We start from the raw sequence: 15,085 nt of genomic DNA, 5'->3' as shown, positions 1-15,085 counted from the left end.
GTCTTAATACCCGTACTTCTGACCCCACCACTGGCGCAGGCGCTCCTGCATCTTGTGCTCGGCGGGGTTGTCGCCGGGGTGGTAGAACACGGTGCCGCTCAGGGCGGCGGGCAGGAATTCCTGGTAGGCGAAGTTGCCGGCGTGGTCGTGGGAGTACTGGTACTGGTCGCCGTAGCCCAGCTCTTTCATCAGCTTGGTGGGGGCGTTGCGCAGCGGAATGGGTACGGGCTGCACACCCTGCTGCCGCACCAGGGCCCGGGCTTCCCGGATGCCCTTGTAGCTGGCGTTGCTCTTGGGCGACGTGGCCAAATACACCACCGTCTGGCCCAGGATAATGTCGGACTCGGGCATGCCGATGACCGTCACGGCCTGGAAGCAGCTCTGGGCCAGCATCAGGGCGTTGGGGTTGGCGTTGCCCACGTCTTCGGAAGCCAGGATGAGCAGGCGGCGGGCAATGAATTTGACATCCTCCCCGCCTTCGAGCATGACGGCCAGCCAGTAAAGGGCCGCGTTGGGGTCGGAGCCGCGGATGCTCTTGATAAAGGCCGAAATGACGTCGTAGTGCATTTCGCCGCCTTTGTCGTAGCGGGCCAGGTTTTGCTGGGCCAGCTGCTGCACCAGCGCGTCGGTAATGACGATTTCGCCGGTGGCCGGGTCGGGCCGGCTCGATTCCACCACGATTTCCAGCAGGTTGAGCAGCTTGCGCGCGTCGCCGCCCGAAATCATGAGCAAAGCCCCGTATTCAGCCACGCGCACCTTCTTCTGCTTAAGAATGTCGTCCTCGGCCAGGGCCTTGTCGACCAGCTCGGTCAGCACGTCCTTGCTCAAAGGCTCCAGCACGTAGACCTGGGCCCGGCTGAGCACGGCCGGAATTACCTCGAACGACGGATTCTCGGTGGTGGCCCCGATGAGCGTGACGATGCCCTGCTCGACGGCGCCCAGCAAGGCATCCTGCTGGGACTTGCTGAAGCGGTGAATTTCGTCGATAAACAGCACCGTACCCCGCTGCCGCCGGGCCTTCTCGATGACGTCGCGCACGTCCTTCACCCCGGCATTGACGGCGCTCAGGGCGGCGAAAGGTTGGCCCAGAGCCTCAGCCAGCAGGTGGGCCAGGGTGGTTTTGCCCACGCCGGGCGGGCCCCACAAAATCAGGGAGGGCAGGCGCTTGGCGTTGAGGTAGCGGCGCAGCACGCCCTCGGGCCCGATGAGGTGCTGCTGCCCGGCGTACTCGTCAAGGGTGCGGGGGCGGCGCCGCTCGGCCAGGGGCGCGTTGGCCGCTACGGGCGGGCGGGTGGAGGCGGCGGAGGAAGAAGGTTCGGAGTCGAAAAGGGAGCCGGTAGCCATAGGAAAGGCTGATTGTTACGGGTTGGTTGTTGATTGGCAGTAAAGACGGCGGCCTAAAAGCCGGCAATCAACTACGGCCAAACGTTGTTGGTACGCGAATACCTGACAAGAGGGCGCAAAGCTAAAGTTTGCGCTACGTTACCTTTGCCCCCGATGAAAAATACGCTCCGCGTCCACGCGGCTTTATTCGTGGTGGCCGTCATTTACGCGGCCAACTATAGCCTGTCCAAAGATGTCATGCCGCACTACATGGGCCCCTTCGGCATCGTGACGCTGCGGATTCTGGGCGCGGCCCTGTTTTTTGCCGTCGTCAGCCGGCTGGTAGCGCCCCAGGACCGGATTCTGGGCCGGGCCGACAACATCCGCTCCATTCTCTGCGGCCTTATCGGCATCGGCGGCAACCAGCTGCTGTTCTTTTCGGGCCTGAACTTCACCTCGCCCATCAATGCCTCGCTGCTGCAAACCATTGCCCCGATTGTGGTGGTCATTGCCTCGGCCATTTTGCTGCGGGAGAAAATAACCTTGCTGCGGGTGCTGGGCATCGTGCTGGGCGGTATCGGGGCGGCCACCGTGATTCTGAGCCGGCACGCGGGCGGGGTGGTGTACCCCAATGCCACGCTGGGCAACATTTTCATTCTGCTCAACGCCACGGCTTTCGGGGTGTATCTGGTCATCGTCACGCCGCTGATGCGCAAGTACCACCCGTTTACGGTGCTGGCCCGCATTTTCCTGGTTGGGGCCTTCGTGGCCGTGCCCTTCGGCTGGCGGGGCGTGCTGGCCGCCGACTATGCCAGCTTCCCGCTCTACATCTGGGCCGAAATCGTGTACATGATTGTCTGCCTCACGATTATGGCCTATCTGCTCAACAACTGGGCCCTGAAGTACGCCTCCCCTGCCCTGCTGGGCGTCTACATTTATTTGCAGCCAATTCTGGCCGTGCTCATTGCCGTGGCGTTGGGCAAAGACCATTTCACGGGCGCCCGGGCCCTGCAGGCGGCCCTTATTTTTGGGGGCGTGTTCCTGGTAAGCCGCAAGCCCAAACCCGCCCCGGAGCCGGCTGCCGTGCCTTTGGAAGCGGTGCAGGACTAGGGTGGAAAGGCTTTCGGCGGCTTGGAGCAAATGCGTAAATTTGGGGCTGCACGCTTCCCGCCGCCGCTTCACTTTTCGGTTTTATGCCCTCTTTCCGTGGCGGCCTGGTGCTGCTGATTTTCTGCTGGTCTGCTGCCGCTTTCGGCCAAACCAGGCCCGCCAAGCCCGACACGGCCGCGGCCAAGCACTACACCTACACCGAGACGATGCCGGAGTTTCCCGGCGGCCAGCCCCGGCTGCTGGCTCTTATCCGCGACAGTCTGCGCTACCCGCCCCAAGCCCTGCGCGACGGGCTCCAGGGCAAAGTCATCATGGCCTTTACCGTGGATGCTACCGGCGCCTTTACCAACCTGACCGTGAAACAAGGCCTGCGGGCCGACCTGGATGCCGAAGCCCTGCGCCTGCTGCGGCAGCTGGCCCCCATCCGCTGGCAGCCCGGCACCCAGAACGGTCGGCCCGTGGCGGTGCAGTACACGGTGCCCGTCACCTTCAGCATCAACCATGAGTCCCAGCCCTTGCAGCCCGATTCGCTCGACGCGGCACCCGGACCGACCATCGTGCTGCCCAGCCGAAGCTGGCCGGGCGGCCGGACTTCGCTGCCCGCCGACAAGGGCGTCATTTATGGCAGCTGCGTGCAGCGCTTAGGTTTCAGCAGCGGCGGCCTGGGCCAATACGTGCGCCTGCAGAACCTGACGACGCACAAAGTAGTCCGGATTCTGGTAAAGCCAGTGATGCGCAGCCGCCCGGAAAACGAGTTTTGCGTGGCTCTGCCGCCGGGCCGGGCCGCCCTCTACAGCTACGAGTATAGCTACGGCGTGGAGCAGGTGCGCAAGCTCCACAACGGCCCCGCCCTGGCCGACACCCGCTACACGTTCGAGGTACGGCCCGGGCAACTGCACTACGTGGGCACCTGGGACTTCCGCCAGCCGTTCCAGCCCCGGTTCCAGCGCGACAAAGCCACCCTGGACCAGCTGCTGCAAGCCGCTAATCCGGGTTTGCCGCTGGCTGAAGCCCTGGAAACGCTGCCGAAGTAGCCTTACTGAAACCGTCAACCTTTTTTCCAACAACTCCAGCCGGTATAGCCTATGCGCCAACTGTTACCCTTGCTCCTGCTTACCCTGCTCGGCTGCAGCACCACTCGGTATTTCGACAGTGGTCAGCAGAAATTCAACGCGGCCAATTACCGCGGCGCCGTGGCGGATTTTGACAAGGCCTTGGCCGCCGATACTACCAACTGGCGCTATTTCCTGGCCCGGGGCATGAGCTACTACCAGCTGGATCAGTACGACAAAGCTCAGCCCGACCTGGAAAAAGCCTTGGCGTTTGGCGTGCCCGATATGCAGCTCTACACCTACCTCGGTGGCCTGCAGAACACGCTGGGCCACCACCAGGAAGCCAAAGGCTACTACGAGCGCGCCGTGGCCCTCGACTCGCTCGATTCCTACGCCCTCAACGGGCTGGCCTGGACCTATAACAACCTGAACGAAAACGCGCTGGCCCTCAAATACTTCAGCAAAACCCTGGCCGTGCGGCCCAACGACGTGGGTGCCCTCAACTGCCGGGCCGTGCTCTACCGCAAAACCGGGGACTACAAAAGCGCCCTGCAGGACTACGCCCAGGCCCTGAAGCTGGCCCCTGGCTCCAGTGACACGTATTCCAACATCGGTTTTCTGTACCTGGAGCAGGACAAGCTCGCCTCGGCCCTGGAGTACTTCAACGAGGCCCTGCGCCTGTCCCCGGGCCATGCCTACGCCCTGACCAACCGCGCCACCTGCCGGCTGCGCATGGGCACGCCCGCCGCAGCCCTGACCGACGTGCAGGCCGCGCTGCAGTTCAACTCCCAGAATGGCTACGCCTACATGACCCGGGGCAAAATCTACGCGGCCCTGGCTCAGCCCCGGGCCAGCTGCCGCGACTTCCACTCGGCCGACTCCCTGGGCCTGTTTGGCATCTACCGCACCGAGCTGGATTCGTTGCTGCACACCTGCCGGCGCTAACGAGACGGCCAGAGGGCACTTACCAGACCGGCCGATTTTCCGTATAGGGTAAGTACCACCACATTATTTCGGCTGAAGGCATGAATCTGGACGCGGAACTACGGGGACTACCAACGCGGGAAGCCGCCTTTTACGTGCGCCTCGGGCTGCTGCTCGAGCTGCTCACGCTGGCCGACGTGAGCGACTGGACCGACGAAGTGCTGTGGCGCGAAGAGGAGCCCGCAGAGTTCTTCCTGACGCTCTACGGGCTGCTACGCACGGGCAGGCCCCGGGTGCCAACCTACCTGAAAGCGGCTTTTCCGGCCGAAACCTACTCGGCCCGGCCCCTGCTGGGCTGGCTGCAGCAGCAGTGGGCCACGGGCCGCTGGCCGCTCAGCCAGCTGATTCGCTCCTTATACCGCCTACGCACCCTGGTGCATTCCGACCAGGAAGTGGGCTGGATTTACGCCCTGGCCGCCGACTACGAGCAGGCCGCCGGCGGCCCGCCCGAGGAGCTGCTGCCGGTGCAGCAAGAAACTGAGGCCTTCCTGGCTTGCTACCGCGAATACACCTTTGCCAACCGCGAAAAGTGGCCGCAGCTCGACGCCAAAGTGGAAGGGTACCTGGCTAACTTGCGCCAATAGCAGCCGGCGGCTCAGTCCTTCGCAATAGGGCCGGCATGGGGCTGCCACTACCCTAACCAGCCCAGCTGATGACGCCCGAAGAAATTACCGACTTTACCGTCCGGTTGACCGCCGAAACATCCCCACAGGAGGCTTATTTCGGCATTTTTCAGTACGGCGGCGGACCCGACGAAAGCTGCATCCGAGCCAACAAGCAGGGCTTACAGCTTTTTGCCGCCAAGCTTCTAAGTGCTGCCGCCCAGGTGGATGAAACCCTGGCCCACGAAACCCAGACGATAATTCCCTTCGAGGACGAAGTGGAAGACAGCTGGCTCGACGGGGACGTATTTGTGCAGTACATCGAGCCGCTGGCCGACCGGCCGGCGCCCCTGCCCACGCCCACGGTATCCTCCACGCTGCTCGATACACTGATGACCTACGCCTTGCAAGGCGGCGTTTTTATTCTGCTTATTGGCCTGGTGGTGGGTATTGTCAATGGCCTACGAACTATTGCTGGCTGGATTTTCGGCTAGCTACCGGGGCCGCTGGCAGCGACACTGACTGCACGGTGAGCACTGGGCTAAGACTAAACCAACCCCAGTACCCGGCCCGAGTTGCTTACCTTCGCGGCTCAACCCATAAGCCAGAATTTCTACTCCGCGCCGCATTTATGAAGGATATCCTTACCAAGCTCAAGCTCGTCGACTATTTCACGACCGAAGTTCCTATCCAACAGGCGGAATTCGTAGCCAGATTTCAAAATTCGGTTGATGAGGGCGACACGGGCATCTTCTCCGGCGCTTTCGACATGTTTTCGTCCAGCAAAAACGAGTACCGCGGCCACGTTTACTCCGACGGCTTCAAGATCAAGCGGAAAAGGAAGTTTTTTGATGCCAACATGAGCCTGGCCGTTGCCGAAGGGCGCTTCACCCAGCAGGAGCAAAACGTCGTTATTGCCACCGAAATAAATGGCTTCTCGGGCTTGATGATTCCGTTTTTCGGCTTCATCCTGGTATTCTATGCCATCTTCCTGATCGGCTTTCTCTTCTCGGCAAGCAGAAATGGTAGCCAGACGTTCGTAGCCCTGCCGTTCATCTTTCTCCACGCTTCATTTATGCTTGGTATTCCGTATTTCATCATGCGCCGCGGGGTAAGCAAGATGAAGCACGAATTGGAGCGGGAGTTTTATTACATGACCAAAAAGTAGCCGTCCGAGCTTGCTACCCGCTGCTTGCCAACTTGCTGTAAACCCAAAAAGGCCCGCTGCACTACTGCAGCGGGCCTTTTTTGTTATTCTGAAAAGCCGATAACCTTACAGGTGAATTACCTCCCCGTAAGCAGCGGCGGCGGCTTCCATCACGGCTTCCGACATGGTGGGGTGCGGGTGCACCGACTTGATGATTTCGTGGCCGGTGGTTTCGAGCTTGCGGGCTACGACTACCTCGGCAATCATTTCCGTCACGTTGGAGCCAATCATGTGGGCGCCGAGCCACTCGCCGTACTTCTTGTCGAAGATAACCTTCACGAAGCCGTCTTTGGCGCCGGCGGCCGAAGCCTTGCCTGAGGCCGAGAACGGGAACTTGCCCACCAGCACGTCGAAGCCTTTGTCGCGGGCTTCTTTCTCGGTGAGGCCCACCGAGGCAATTTCGGGCTGGGCATAGGTGCAGCCGGGAATGTTCTGGTAGTTGAGCGGCTCGGGGTGGTGGCCGGTAATCTGCTCGACGCAGATGATACCCTCGGCCGAAGCCACGTGGGCCAGCGCCGGGCCGGGCACGATGTCGCCGATGGCGTAGATGCCGGGCACATTGGTCTGGTAGTAGTCGTCGACGATGACGCGGCCCTTTTCCACCTTGATGCCCAGCTCTTCGAGGCCCAGGTTTTCGAGGTTGGTAACCACGCCGGCGGCGCTCAGCACCACGTCGCAGGCAATCTGCTGGTCGCCCTTGGCCGTTTTGATGGTCACGTTGCAGCCCGCGCCGCTGGTGTCCACCTTCGTTACCTCGGCCGAGGTCATGACCTCAATGCCGATTTTCTTGAACGACTTCTCCATCTGCCGCGACACTTCTTCGTCTTCCACGGGCACGATGCGGGGCAGGTATTCCACCAGCGTTACCTCGGTGCCCATGGTGCGGTAGAAGTAGGCAAACTCGACGCCGATGGCACCCGAGCCCACCACGACCATTTTCTTGGGCAGGGCGGGCAGTACCATGGCCTGGCGGTAGCCGATTATTTTCTGGCCGTCAATCGGCAACGCGGGCAGCTCGCGCGAGCGGGCTCCGGTGGCCAGAATGATGTGCTTGGCTTCGACGGTTTCCTTCGAGCCGTCTTCTTTGGTTACTTCCACCTTGCCCGGGGCCAGCAGCTTGCCCACGCCCGACACGGTTTCAATCTTGTTCTTCTTGAAGAGGAAGTTGATGCCTTTGCTCATGCCATCGGCCACGCCGCGGCTGCGCTTGATGACGGCCTCGAAGTCGAAGCCCTTCTCGCCCACCGTCAGACCGTAGTCCTGGGCGTGCTGGAGGTACTCATACACCTGGGCCGTTTTCAGCAGGGCCTTGGTGGGGATGCAGCCCCAGTTGAGGCAGATTCCGCCGAGCGACTCGCGCTCTACCACGCCTACTTTCAAGCCGAGCTGGGAAGCCCGAATAGCAGCCACGTAGCCTCCGGGGCCGCTGCCGATAACGACCAGGTCGTATTGCAATGCCATATTAGTTTGTGTTTTATAAAGAATTGTTTTATCCTTACCAGGAAAACAACTCTTTTGTGGTAACGAATGAATCTGCCATCGGGCCTGCAACAGCCGGGGATGGTGCGGTAAAGATAAGGAGCGAATCCGTCTTGCCGCACTCTGACACGGCGGGGCACAGGCCAGGCTTCGGCACGACTACGCAGCGTCTTTTTCGCCCACTAGCTCCATCCTCTACTCCACAACCAAGCTACCTGATGAAACGTTATTACGCCCTGCTGATTTTCAGCTCCTTATCCTTGGCCCCGGCCTACGCCCAGCTAGCGGCCCCGAATGCAGCCAACCTGATAGCCGTCAACAGCAACCCAGCAGTGGTGGCGGCTCCGGTTAAGCATCTGCCCAACAGCGAATACAAGGCCCGCATCAAAGCGGCCGACGCCACCCTCAAAACCAGTCCCAAGGACGTGGAGGCCCTGCTGAGCCGGGCCCAGGCCCGCGTGGAGCTGAAAGACTTCGAAGAGGCCGTGGCCGACTACAACGTGTTGCTGCGCCTGCAGCCGGCCAACGCCGAATGGTACTACCTACGGGGTACGGCCAACCTGCGCGCCGAGAAGCTGCAACCGGCCATTGCCGACTTCAGCAAGGCTCTGAAGTACGACCCCAAGAACAAGAACTGCCTGCTGTACCGCGGAGTAGCCAAAATGAAGGCCCTGAACTTTAAAGCGGCCATTCCGGACTTTGCCGCCATCATTGAGCAGGAGCCGGATAACGCCGACGCCTACGAGTACCGCGGCGTGTGCTACTCCCACGCGGGCCAGGACGCCCGCGCCGTGCAGGACCTGGAAAAAGCCGCCGAGCTCAATCCGGCAGCCGCCAAAACCCTGAAGCGTTACCGCCCCTCCAAGTAGCGCCGCCGCGCCGCCCGCAGCAGCACCCCAACCCCAGCGGTTGGGGTGCTTTTTTTTGTCTAAAAGCACAACCTCTCCCGCCCCGGCACGTCTACACGCTGAGCGCCCGGCAAGCCCCATGAGGCAATGGCTCAAAGTTCTATGGCCCGGCAAGTTTCTTCTGACTATCTGCTTTTTACAAAATGACAAACCGCATACTCCACGTTGCGTTAGGCGCCGCTACGGTTCTGCTTAGCACCCAGTGCGCTTCCACCGCCGAAAAGGACAAGCCAGGCTCCGGCCGGGCCACGGCCACTGAGGTTTCGGCCCCGCGGGTGCCCACGGCGCCAGCCGAGCCGGCGGCTTCGGCCAGCACTTCGGCGGCGGTGCCCACGACCCTGGCGGCCACCAGCCCCGCTCCTACGACTGCGCCCGTGGTGGAACCGGCCGCCCGCAAGAGCAACGCCGACTACAAGGCCGATATTCGCACGGCCGACCTGGCCTTGAAGACCAAACCCAAAGATGCCGAGGCTCTGCTGCTGCGTGCCAAGGCCAAAAGCCACCTGAAAGATTACCGCGAGGCCCTGGTGGATTATAACGCGGCCCTGCGCCTGAAGCCAACCAGTGCCGAGGCTTACTACAGTCGCGGCCTGACCCGCCTCAAGCTCAAGGAGTACACGCCCGCCATCAGCGACTTTACCAAGGCCATTAAGTACCGCCCCGACGATAAGGAAGCCTACTTCGGGCGGGGCGCGGCCAAAATGCAGCTCTTCAACTTCAAGGGTGCCATTCCCGACTTCACCAAGGCCATTACCATCGACAGCACCTACGCCGACGCCTGGGAGTACCGCGGCATCAGCTACTCGTCCATCAATAAGCCGGCCGAGGCCAAAGCCGACCTGGAAGCTGCCGCCAAGCTCAACCCCGAAGCTAATCGCAGCCTGCGCCGCTACGCCGGGAAAGAGTAGGTGTTAGTTGTTGGTTGTTGGTTGTTGGTTGTTAGTTGTCAGGTGTTCTGTCCTCCTGAGGCACAGCCGAAGGACCTTCCTCGCCTACCCCACTATAGGTAGTGCCAACGTGCAAAAGCCCTTTACCACGCCGGTGGAAAAGGGCTTTTTGCGTTTAATGCGCCTTGTCACTGAGGTGAGGAAGGTCCTTCACTGCGTTCAGGATGACAGACTGCCTAACAACTGACTACTAATAACCAGCAACTAAGACTACTTCCCCCCAAAGAGCAGCTTCAGATAGAAGCTGGGCTGGCGCAGCCGCTCCCGCAGGTCCAGGTCGAGGAACATGCCGGAAATGGTTTCGGCCAGCGTAGGGTTGTTGGCGGCGCGGTTGGCCACGAAGTTGAACAGGCTGGGAAACTGCAGCAGCCGCTGCAGCCAGTGGCTCAGGCGCAGTTCCTGGCCCAGGCGGCGGTACACGGCCGCGTCGTACTGGCGCAGGAAGCCGGCCGAGGTGTCGTTGGCAGCCAGGGCGCGGGCGGCCCAGTCGGCGGCGTGCCGCCCGCTGACCATGGCGTGGCTGATGCCTTCCCCGCTGAAGGGGTCAATCAGGGAGGCCGCGTCGCCGAGCAGCAGGTAGCCGGCCCCGGAAATAACCCGCCGCTTCGAGCCCAGCGGCAAGCCGAAGCCCTTGATGGGCCCCAGGCGCGTGGCGCCCCGAAACCGGTCTTTCAGGGCGGGGTGGGTTTCGAGCATTTCGGTCATCCGCTCCCGCAGGTTTACTTTTTTGGCCGATACGGCCTTGGTCAGCATGCCCGCGCCCACGTTGGCCTGCCCGTTGGGCAAGGGAAAAACCCAGAGGTAGCCGGGCAGAAAATCCTGGATGAAGTGCAGCTCGATGAAGTTGTCGGGGCTCAGGCCCGTCACGCCTTCGTAGTAGGCCCGCACCCCGGCGCAGTGGTGCTCGGGCTCCAGGGCGTGGCCGGCAATCTGGCGGGCAAAAGCCGACTGGGCGCCGTTGGCCACGAGCAGCAGCCGCGCGGCGGCTATTTCCGCGCCGGCCGCCGTACGCAAGAGCCAGCGGCCGTCGGGGGTGCGCTCGGGCGGGGCCACGTCCAGGCCTTCTACCAGCTCGATTTCGGGCCGCCGGCGCACTTCCTCCACCAGGAAGTTGTCGAAGTCGAGGCGCTTCATGACGTGGCCGGCGGCGGCATCCACGGCCGTATCGTAGCGGGGCTGGAAAGGCACGCCCAGGCGCTGCCCGTTGGGAGCAAAAAAGTCGATACCCCAGGACGGCACCTGCGCCGCCGAGGCCGAAAGGCGGGCCGGCAGCTCGGAACCCAGGCGGCGCAGCTCGCTGAGCACCTTGCCACTGAGCGCGTCGCCGCAGATTTTGTCGCGCGGGAACACGGCTTTGTCCAGCAGCAGCACCCGCTGGCCCGCATTGGCCAGGTGGAGCGCGGCGGTTGCGCCGCCCGGCCCGGCCCCCAGAATACAGATATCGACCTGGCGCATCTTAGTAGTCGTTCGTTGGTAGTTGTCAGTTACTAGGCTGTTCAGCGGCCTAAACTGGGTACGAAGATGGGACTTAATGCTGGCTTTACGCGGTGCTGCGCTATTCTCCAGCTGGTCTGCTTGGTGGGGCGCACGGGCCCTTCCCACGGCTTCACCGGGTCCTCTGACGGAGTGAAATTTGGCGGCCCGCCTAGGCTAGTGGCCAGCAAAAACTACCAACTGACAACTACCAACTACCAACTAGAACCCTATCTTCGCCGCATGACGAAACTGCTCGACGGAAAAGTGGCCCTTATTACGGGTGCTTCCAAAGGAATTGGCCGCGCCATTGCGGCGCATTTCGCCCAGCTTGGGGCTAATGTGGCATTCACCTACCTCTCCAGCGTGGAGAAAGGCCAGCAGCTGGAACAGGAGCTGGCCGCCCACGGCACCAAAATCAAAGGCTTCCGCTCCGACGCCTCCGACTACGCCCAGGCCGAGAAGCTGGTGGAAGACGTGGTGGCCGAGTTCGGCAAGCTGGACATCCTCGTAAACAACGCCGGCATCACTATGGACGGCCTGCTGATGCGCATGAGCGAGCAGCAGTGGGACCAGGTGCTGGCCGTCAATCTGAAGTCGGTGTTCAACCTGACCAAGGCCGCCACCAAGCCGATGATGCGCGCCAAAGCCGGCAGCATTATCAACATGACCTCGGTGGTGGGCATCAAGGGCAACGCCGGACAGGCCAACTACGCCGCCTCCAAAGCGGGTATCATTGGCTTTACCAAGTCGGTGGCCCTGGAGCTGGGCTCGCGCAACATCCGCTGCAACGCCATTGCCCCGGGCTTCATCGAAACCGAAATGACCGGCGAGCTGGACCAGAAAGTGGTGGACGAGTGGCGCAAGGCCATTCCGCTCAAGCGCGGCGGCACCCCCGAAGACGTGGCCAAAGCCACCGCTTTTTTGGCCTCCGACGACAGCAGCTACATCAGCGGCCAAGTGCTGCAGGTGGATGGCGGCATGCTGACCTAGGCCGGGCGGCAACCCTTACTTCAGAACGCAGTATACACAGCGCGGAGCTTCGGCTTCGCGCTGTTTTGCGTTTCAGGGTGGTTCTGCCCGGCTTTTCGGCTGACATATTAGAGGCGGCCGAACATCCGGAGTGCCGGGCGGTTATTATCCTTGCCGCGCGGCTGTTTCACAAAAAAGCGCCCGGCCGTAAAATAAACCGGGGCCTCACCCGTCTGCTTATCTGATTGGCGTAACGCGCCTCTTCGCCTTCCCCCTTCCTTACTGTCTTAGCGCCCTTTGCGGGCCCGGCCGTGCGCCGGGGCCAAGAACCACGTGCGCCGACGCCCCCGCCATGAAATTTCTGGTACCCGCTGCCCTGCTTACCCTTTTCACCCTGAATTCGGCCCTGGCCCAGGTCCGCTCCCAGGCTTCGTATTTTGCCGGTACCACGGCAGCCCGGCCCGCGGGCCGGGTCGTGCTAAAGGCGGCTCCCCAAACGGTTAGCCGCCTGGTGAGCTTCGTGGCCAGCCCCATTGTGGCCACCGCGCCCAGCGTGCTGGTGGAAAGCTATTTCTACGAGGGGCAGTACGTGCGCCGGGGCCAGGTGCTGGCCAAGCTGCGGGTGCGTTCCTCCAACGCCATTACCTACCTCAACGCCCCGCACGACGGGGTGCTGGCCCGGGCCCAGGCCCAGGTGGGCGAGGTCCTCACGCCCCAAACGCCCCTGACCACCCTCACTGACCAGACCCGCCCGCTGGTGCGCCTGCACCCAGCCGCCGCCCAGCAGCTCCACCCCGGCGACAGTGTGCAGGTAACCCTGGCCAACACGCTGGGCGCACCGGTGCGTGGCAAAGTCACGGGCTGGGGTGGCACTACTGCCAAGCCCGAGCTCCAGCTGCAGCTGCGCAAATCCGTGGCTGGCGCGGCCGTGGGCACCGCCCTGAGCGTAGCCGCCAACCCGGCCGGGGCCGCCGCGACGGTGGCCGAGGTGCAGAAGTAGGCATTGGCCCTGGCGCGGCGCATGGTCCCGGCCCGGAATTCCTTGCCGGAATCAGAGTTTACTGGTAGGTTTAGCAATACTTCCCTGCCCGTTATGCCCACTGCCGCCCAGTCTGGAGTTACCTCCAAGAAAGCCTTGCTGATTACCCTGGCCCTGATTCTATTGGGCGCCGGCCTGGCTTACCCGCGCGTGGCCCGCCGCCTGGGCCGCTACCAGGCCGCCCGCCACGCCTCGGCCGCCGTAGCCCAGGTCGCGCCCCGGCTCCATGACGGGGACCTGATTTTCCAGACGTCGCAGTCGGCCCAGAGCCGGGCTATTCAGCTGGCCACGAAGTCAGAGTACAGCCACTGCGGCATCCTGTTTCGGCGGGGCGCGGAGTGGCGGGTGTTTGAGGCCGTGCAGCCAGTAAGTGAAACCTCGCTCACGAAGTGGGTGGCCCGCGGTAAGGAGGGCCAGTTCGTGGTGAAACGCCTGCGCGACGCCGCCACCGTATTGACGCCCGCCGCCCTACAGCGTCTGAAAAAGGCTGGTGAGCAATACCAGGGCAAAAACTACGACCTCTACTTCGGCTGGTCCGACGAGCGGATTTACTGCTCGGAGCTGCTCTGGAAGATGTACAAAACCGCCACCGGCCGCGAAATCGGTCAGCTCCAGACCCTGCGCGAGTTTGACCTTAGCCACCCGGCCGTGCAAGCCAAGCTGCGGGAACGGTACGGCAAGCAGATTCCGCTGGACGAGAAGGTTATTTCCCCAGTCCGGATGCTGGAAAGCGCGGAACTGGTGACGGTGCGGTAATATTTCTCAGATCAGGTGATACTACATTTCCTTGGTGCGCCACGGGAGTAGCACTGAACAAGCGCCTTCGCAATGGCTCAAACTCGTGCCATTTATTCCCTGTGTCAAATACGATAATGTTAAGCTTGCTTCTCGATCCAGCCGAAAATCGAACGATGTAAGTGTCCCCATAAAGGAAAGGTTGGCCGCTTGCCATGCTATAGGGCACAAGCTTTTGCATATAAGGAGTACAACTGCCTCCTCATCAGTACTGAGAATGGTTGTGGCCGCCAGAAAAAGCCGTGCACCGGGCCGATGCTTCGGGCAGAGAGTGTCGCGCCACCACGCGGCCACGCGGGGCACCTGGTTGGTTTTGTCATAGCCCAATCCTTCTTGCTGGGCTTTACGAGTGTCTAAATAGATCCTTATTACCTCGCGGTTCCCACCAAACTCCCCGCACTCGTTGCCTTGGGCTGAGATGATAAGGGTATCTTGCCAATCTATGTTAAGCGCATGTCCCGACTGCGCACGCTTCGGGTCTTTGGGAAGCGTACCCAATTTAGCCCACAGCAAGAACAGCGCACAGGCAACGGTAAGAAGCACCGGGAATAACTTTTGCATACCTCTTTCTCCTTAGGGCTGGCTGGCAAAGCGGGCGACCAGACTGTCATATTTTTCGTGAAACCGCTCCGGGATGCGGTGCAGATAGTAGGTATTCTCCTCAGTCACCAGAGTTAGCTCTCAATTGACTCCACGCACCAATACTTCATACCGCTCTTTCCGGGCACCAATGAGCAGCAGTTTATTGAATTCGCTCTTTAGATTGTACTCTGTTAGTACTTTCCGTAGCGTAGCACTATCGTTGCCTTGTTCTTCAGTGCGGGCCTGACGCAACTTTCGCTGGAATTCTTGGGCTGCCCGCAGGCTGGTATTAGGAAAACACCAAGTAGCATTGGGCGGCGGCTCCCGAACAATTTCTTTCGGTACCATTTCGTACGGGCCGGCCAGCAAGCTATACTGCATAACCAGCGCCCCGGCCGCTATGCCAACCACCAGCACCAGTAAGTGCGTGGTCCAGCGGTTCCAGATGGTAAGTTTCTTTCTTGGGGCTTCCATAGCTTGCTCACGCACTTTTCCCCAAGATAGAAACCCGGCGGCGCGGAACCCATTCTGTGCCTAACTTCGCCCGGTTCTGTTCTTCAGCACTACGCTCGGCTGCCTTGCAAGCAACTTCCCGGCTCGTTTTCGGGTTCT

Annotated in this window: 16 protein-coding genes; 11 read left to right on the top strand and 5 right to left on the bottom strand. The window is 61.6% G+C overall.

Annotation, left to right across the window (positions count from 1 at the left end):
• Positions 1 to 3 precede the first annotated feature (3 nt).
• On the bottom strand, positions 4 to 1,344 hold the full coding sequence (locus CLV45_RS03380) for a replication-associated recombination protein A (RefSeq protein ID WP_100334980.1): 1,341 nt from the start codon (positions 1,342 to 1,344) through the stop codon (positions 4 to 6).
• 153 nt (positions 1,345 to 1,497) lie between these two features.
• Between CLV45_RS03380 and CLV45_RS03375 the strand changes: the two genes are divergently transcribed.
• The 6 genes from CLV45_RS03375 (at position 1,498) to CLV45_RS03350 (ending at position 6,239) form a co-directional block, all read left to right on the top strand.
• Entirely contained in the window at positions 1,498 to 2,433 is a 936-nt protein-coding gene (locus CLV45_RS03375) for a DMT family transporter (RefSeq protein WP_100334979.1), read from the top strand.
• A gap of 83 nt (positions 2,434 to 2,516) precedes the next feature.
• A complete protein-coding gene (locus tag CLV45_RS03370) occupies positions 2,517 to 3,467 on the top strand; it encodes an energy transducer TonB (protein ID WP_100334978.1) in 951 nt (316 codons plus the stop codon).
• 51 nt (positions 3,468 to 3,518) lie between these two features.
• Entirely contained in the window at positions 3,519 to 4,430 is a 912-nt protein-coding gene (locus CLV45_RS03365; RefSeq protein ID WP_100334977.1) for a tetratricopeptide repeat protein, read from the top strand.
• 80 nt (positions 4,431 to 4,510) lie between these two features.
• The gene (locus tag CLV45_RS03360; RefSeq protein ID WP_100334976.1) at positions 4,511 to 5,053 is read left to right on the top strand and encodes a hypothetical protein; all 543 of its coding nucleotides are present in this window, start codon (positions 4,511 to 4,513) and stop codon (positions 5,051 to 5,053) included.
• Positions 5,054 to 5,121: 68 nt separating this feature from the next.
• Entirely contained in the window at positions 5,122 to 5,565 is a 444-nt protein-coding gene (locus tag CLV45_RS03355) for a hypothetical protein (RefSeq protein WP_100334975.1), read from the top strand.
• 137 nt (positions 5,566 to 5,702) lie between these two features.
• Positions 5,703 to 6,239 (top strand): hypothetical protein, encoded by a 537-nt coding sequence (locus CLV45_RS03350; protein ID WP_100334974.1) that lies wholly within the window; start codon positions 5,703 to 5,705, stop codon positions 6,237 to 6,239.
• A gap of 105 nt (positions 6,240 to 6,344) precedes the next feature.
• Here the strand turns inward: CLV45_RS03350 and lpdA are convergent, their stop codons facing one another.
• Positions 6,345 to 7,739: a dihydrolipoyl dehydrogenase gene (gene lpdA, locus CLV45_RS03345; protein WP_100334973.1), complete on the bottom strand. Its 1,395-nt coding sequence runs from the start codon at positions 7,737 to 7,739 to the stop codon at positions 6,345 to 6,347.
• A 236-nt stretch (positions 7,740 to 7,975) separates the two neighbouring features.
• Between lpdA and CLV45_RS03340 the strand changes: the two genes are divergently transcribed.
• Positions 7,976 to 8,626 (top strand): tetratricopeptide repeat protein, encoded by a 651-nt coding sequence (locus CLV45_RS03340; RefSeq protein ID WP_100334972.1) that lies wholly within the window; start codon positions 7,976 to 7,978, stop codon positions 8,624 to 8,626.
• A gap of 182 nt (positions 8,627 to 8,808) precedes the next feature.
• Positions 8,809 to 9,573, top strand: coding sequence for a tetratricopeptide repeat protein (locus CLV45_RS03335; RefSeq protein WP_100334971.1), 765 nt, complete (start codon positions 8,809 to 8,811; stop codon positions 9,571 to 9,573).
• 249 nt (positions 9,574 to 9,822) lie between these two features.
• Here CLV45_RS03335 and CLV45_RS03330 read toward each other — a convergent pair whose 3' ends face one another.
• Positions 9,823 to 11,067 (bottom strand): geranylgeranyl reductase family protein, encoded by a 1,245-nt coding sequence (locus tag CLV45_RS03330; protein ID WP_100334970.1) that lies wholly within the window; start codon positions 11,065 to 11,067, stop codon positions 9,823 to 9,825.
• 261 nt (positions 11,068 to 11,328) lie between these two features.
• Between CLV45_RS03330 and fabG the strand changes: the two genes are divergently transcribed.
• From fabG to CLV45_RS03315, 3 genes are all read left to right on the top strand, one after another.
• The gene (fabG, locus tag CLV45_RS03325) at positions 11,329 to 12,078 is read left to right on the top strand and encodes a 3-oxoacyl-[acyl-carrier-protein] reductase (RefSeq protein WP_100334969.1); all 750 of its coding nucleotides are present in this window, start codon (positions 11,329 to 11,331) and stop codon (positions 12,076 to 12,078) included.
• 331 nt (positions 12,079 to 12,409) lie between these two features.
• The gene (locus CLV45_RS03320) at positions 12,410 to 13,057 is read left to right on the top strand and encodes an HlyD family efflux transporter periplasmic adaptor subunit (RefSeq protein WP_100334968.1); all 648 of its coding nucleotides are present in this window, start codon (positions 12,410 to 12,412) and stop codon (positions 13,055 to 13,057) included.
• Between the two features lie 93 nt (positions 13,058 to 13,150).
• Complete coding sequence (locus CLV45_RS03315; protein WP_100334967.1) at positions 13,151 to 13,852, top strand: YiiX family permuted papain-like enzyme; 702 nt, start codon at positions 13,151 to 13,153, stop codon at positions 13,850 to 13,852.
• A gap of 21 nt (positions 13,853 to 13,873) precedes the next feature.
• Here CLV45_RS03315 and CLV45_RS03310 read toward each other — a convergent pair whose 3' ends face one another.
• Both CLV45_RS03310 and CLV45_RS03305 read right to left on the bottom strand, forming a co-directional pair.
• Positions 13,874 to 14,452 carry a hypothetical protein gene (locus tag CLV45_RS03310; protein WP_100334966.1) on the bottom strand — a complete coding sequence of 193 codons (579 nt, stop codon included), beginning with the start codon at positions 14,450 to 14,452 and terminating at the stop codon, positions 13,874 to 13,876.
• A gap of 120 nt (positions 14,453 to 14,572) precedes the next feature.
• The gene (locus CLV45_RS03305) at positions 14,573 to 14,962 is read right to left on the bottom strand and encodes a hypothetical protein (protein WP_157807258.1); all 390 of its coding nucleotides are present in this window, start codon (positions 14,960 to 14,962) and stop codon (positions 14,573 to 14,575) included.
• Between the last annotated feature and the right edge of the window lie 123 nt (positions 14,963 to 15,085).

It is taken from the genome of Hymenobacter chitinivorans DSM 11115, assembly GCF_002797555.1.
Classification (GTDB): Bacteria; Bacteroidota; Bacteroidia; order Cytophagales; family Hymenobacteraceae; genus Hymenobacter; species Hymenobacter chitinivorans.
The sequence above is the reverse complement of the archived record's forward strand: the minus strand, read 5'-3'. Positions and strand labels throughout refer to the sequence as shown.

What these genes read in the sequence shown, in the direction of transcription:
- CLV45_RS03380 (WP_100334980.1), bottom strand. Translation starts at nt 1,344, where the DNA reads ATGGCTACCGGCTCCCTTTTCGACTCCGAACCTTCTTCCTCCGCCGCC.
- CLV45_RS03375 (WP_100334979.1), top strand. Translation starts at nt 1,498, where the DNA reads ATGAAAAATACGCTCCGCGTCCACGCGGCTTTATTCGTGGTGGCCGTC.
- CLV45_RS03370 (WP_100334978.1), top strand. Translation starts at nt 2,517, where the DNA reads ATGCCCTCTTTCCGTGGCGGCCTGGTGCTGCTGATTTTCTGCTGGTCT.
- CLV45_RS03365 (WP_100334977.1), top strand. Translation starts at nt 3,519, where the DNA reads ATGCGCCAACTGTTACCCTTGCTCCTGCTTACCCTGCTCGGCTGCAGC.
- CLV45_RS03360 (WP_100334976.1), top strand. Translation starts at nt 4,511, where the DNA reads ATGAATCTGGACGCGGAACTACGGGGACTACCAACGCGGGAAGCCGCC.
- CLV45_RS03355 (WP_100334975.1), top strand. Translation starts at nt 5,122, where the DNA reads ATGACGCCCGAAGAAATTACCGACTTTACCGTCCGGTTGACCGCCGAA.
- CLV45_RS03350 (WP_100334974.1), top strand. Translation starts at nt 5,703, where the DNA reads ATGAAGGATATCCTTACCAAGCTCAAGCTCGTCGACTATTTCACGACC.
- lpdA (WP_100334973.1), bottom strand. Translation starts at nt 7,739, where the DNA reads ATGGCATTGCAATACGACCTGGTCGTTATCGGCAGCGGCCCCGGAGGC.
- CLV45_RS03340 (WP_100334972.1), top strand. Translation starts at nt 7,976, where the DNA reads ATGAAACGTTATTACGCCCTGCTGATTTTCAGCTCCTTATCCTTGGCC.
- CLV45_RS03335 (WP_100334971.1), top strand. Translation starts at nt 8,809, where the DNA reads ATGACAAACCGCATACTCCACGTTGCGTTAGGCGCCGCTACGGTTCTG.
- CLV45_RS03330 (WP_100334970.1), bottom strand. Translation starts at nt 11,067, where the DNA reads ATGCGCCAGGTCGATATCTGTATTCTGGGGGCCGGGCCGGGCGGCGCA.
- fabG (WP_100334969.1), top strand. Translation starts at nt 11,329, where the DNA reads ATGACGAAACTGCTCGACGGAAAAGTGGCCCTTATTACGGGTGCTTCC.
- CLV45_RS03320 (WP_100334968.1), top strand. Translation starts at nt 12,410, where the DNA reads ATGAAATTTCTGGTACCCGCTGCCCTGCTTACCCTTTTCACCCTGAAT.
- CLV45_RS03315 (WP_100334967.1), top strand. Translation starts at nt 13,151, where the DNA reads ATGCCCACTGCCGCCCAGTCTGGAGTTACCTCCAAGAAAGCCTTGCTG.
- CLV45_RS03310 (WP_100334966.1), bottom strand. Translation starts at nt 14,452, where the DNA reads ATGCAAAAGTTATTCCCGGTGCTTCTTACCGTTGCCTGTGCGCTGTTC.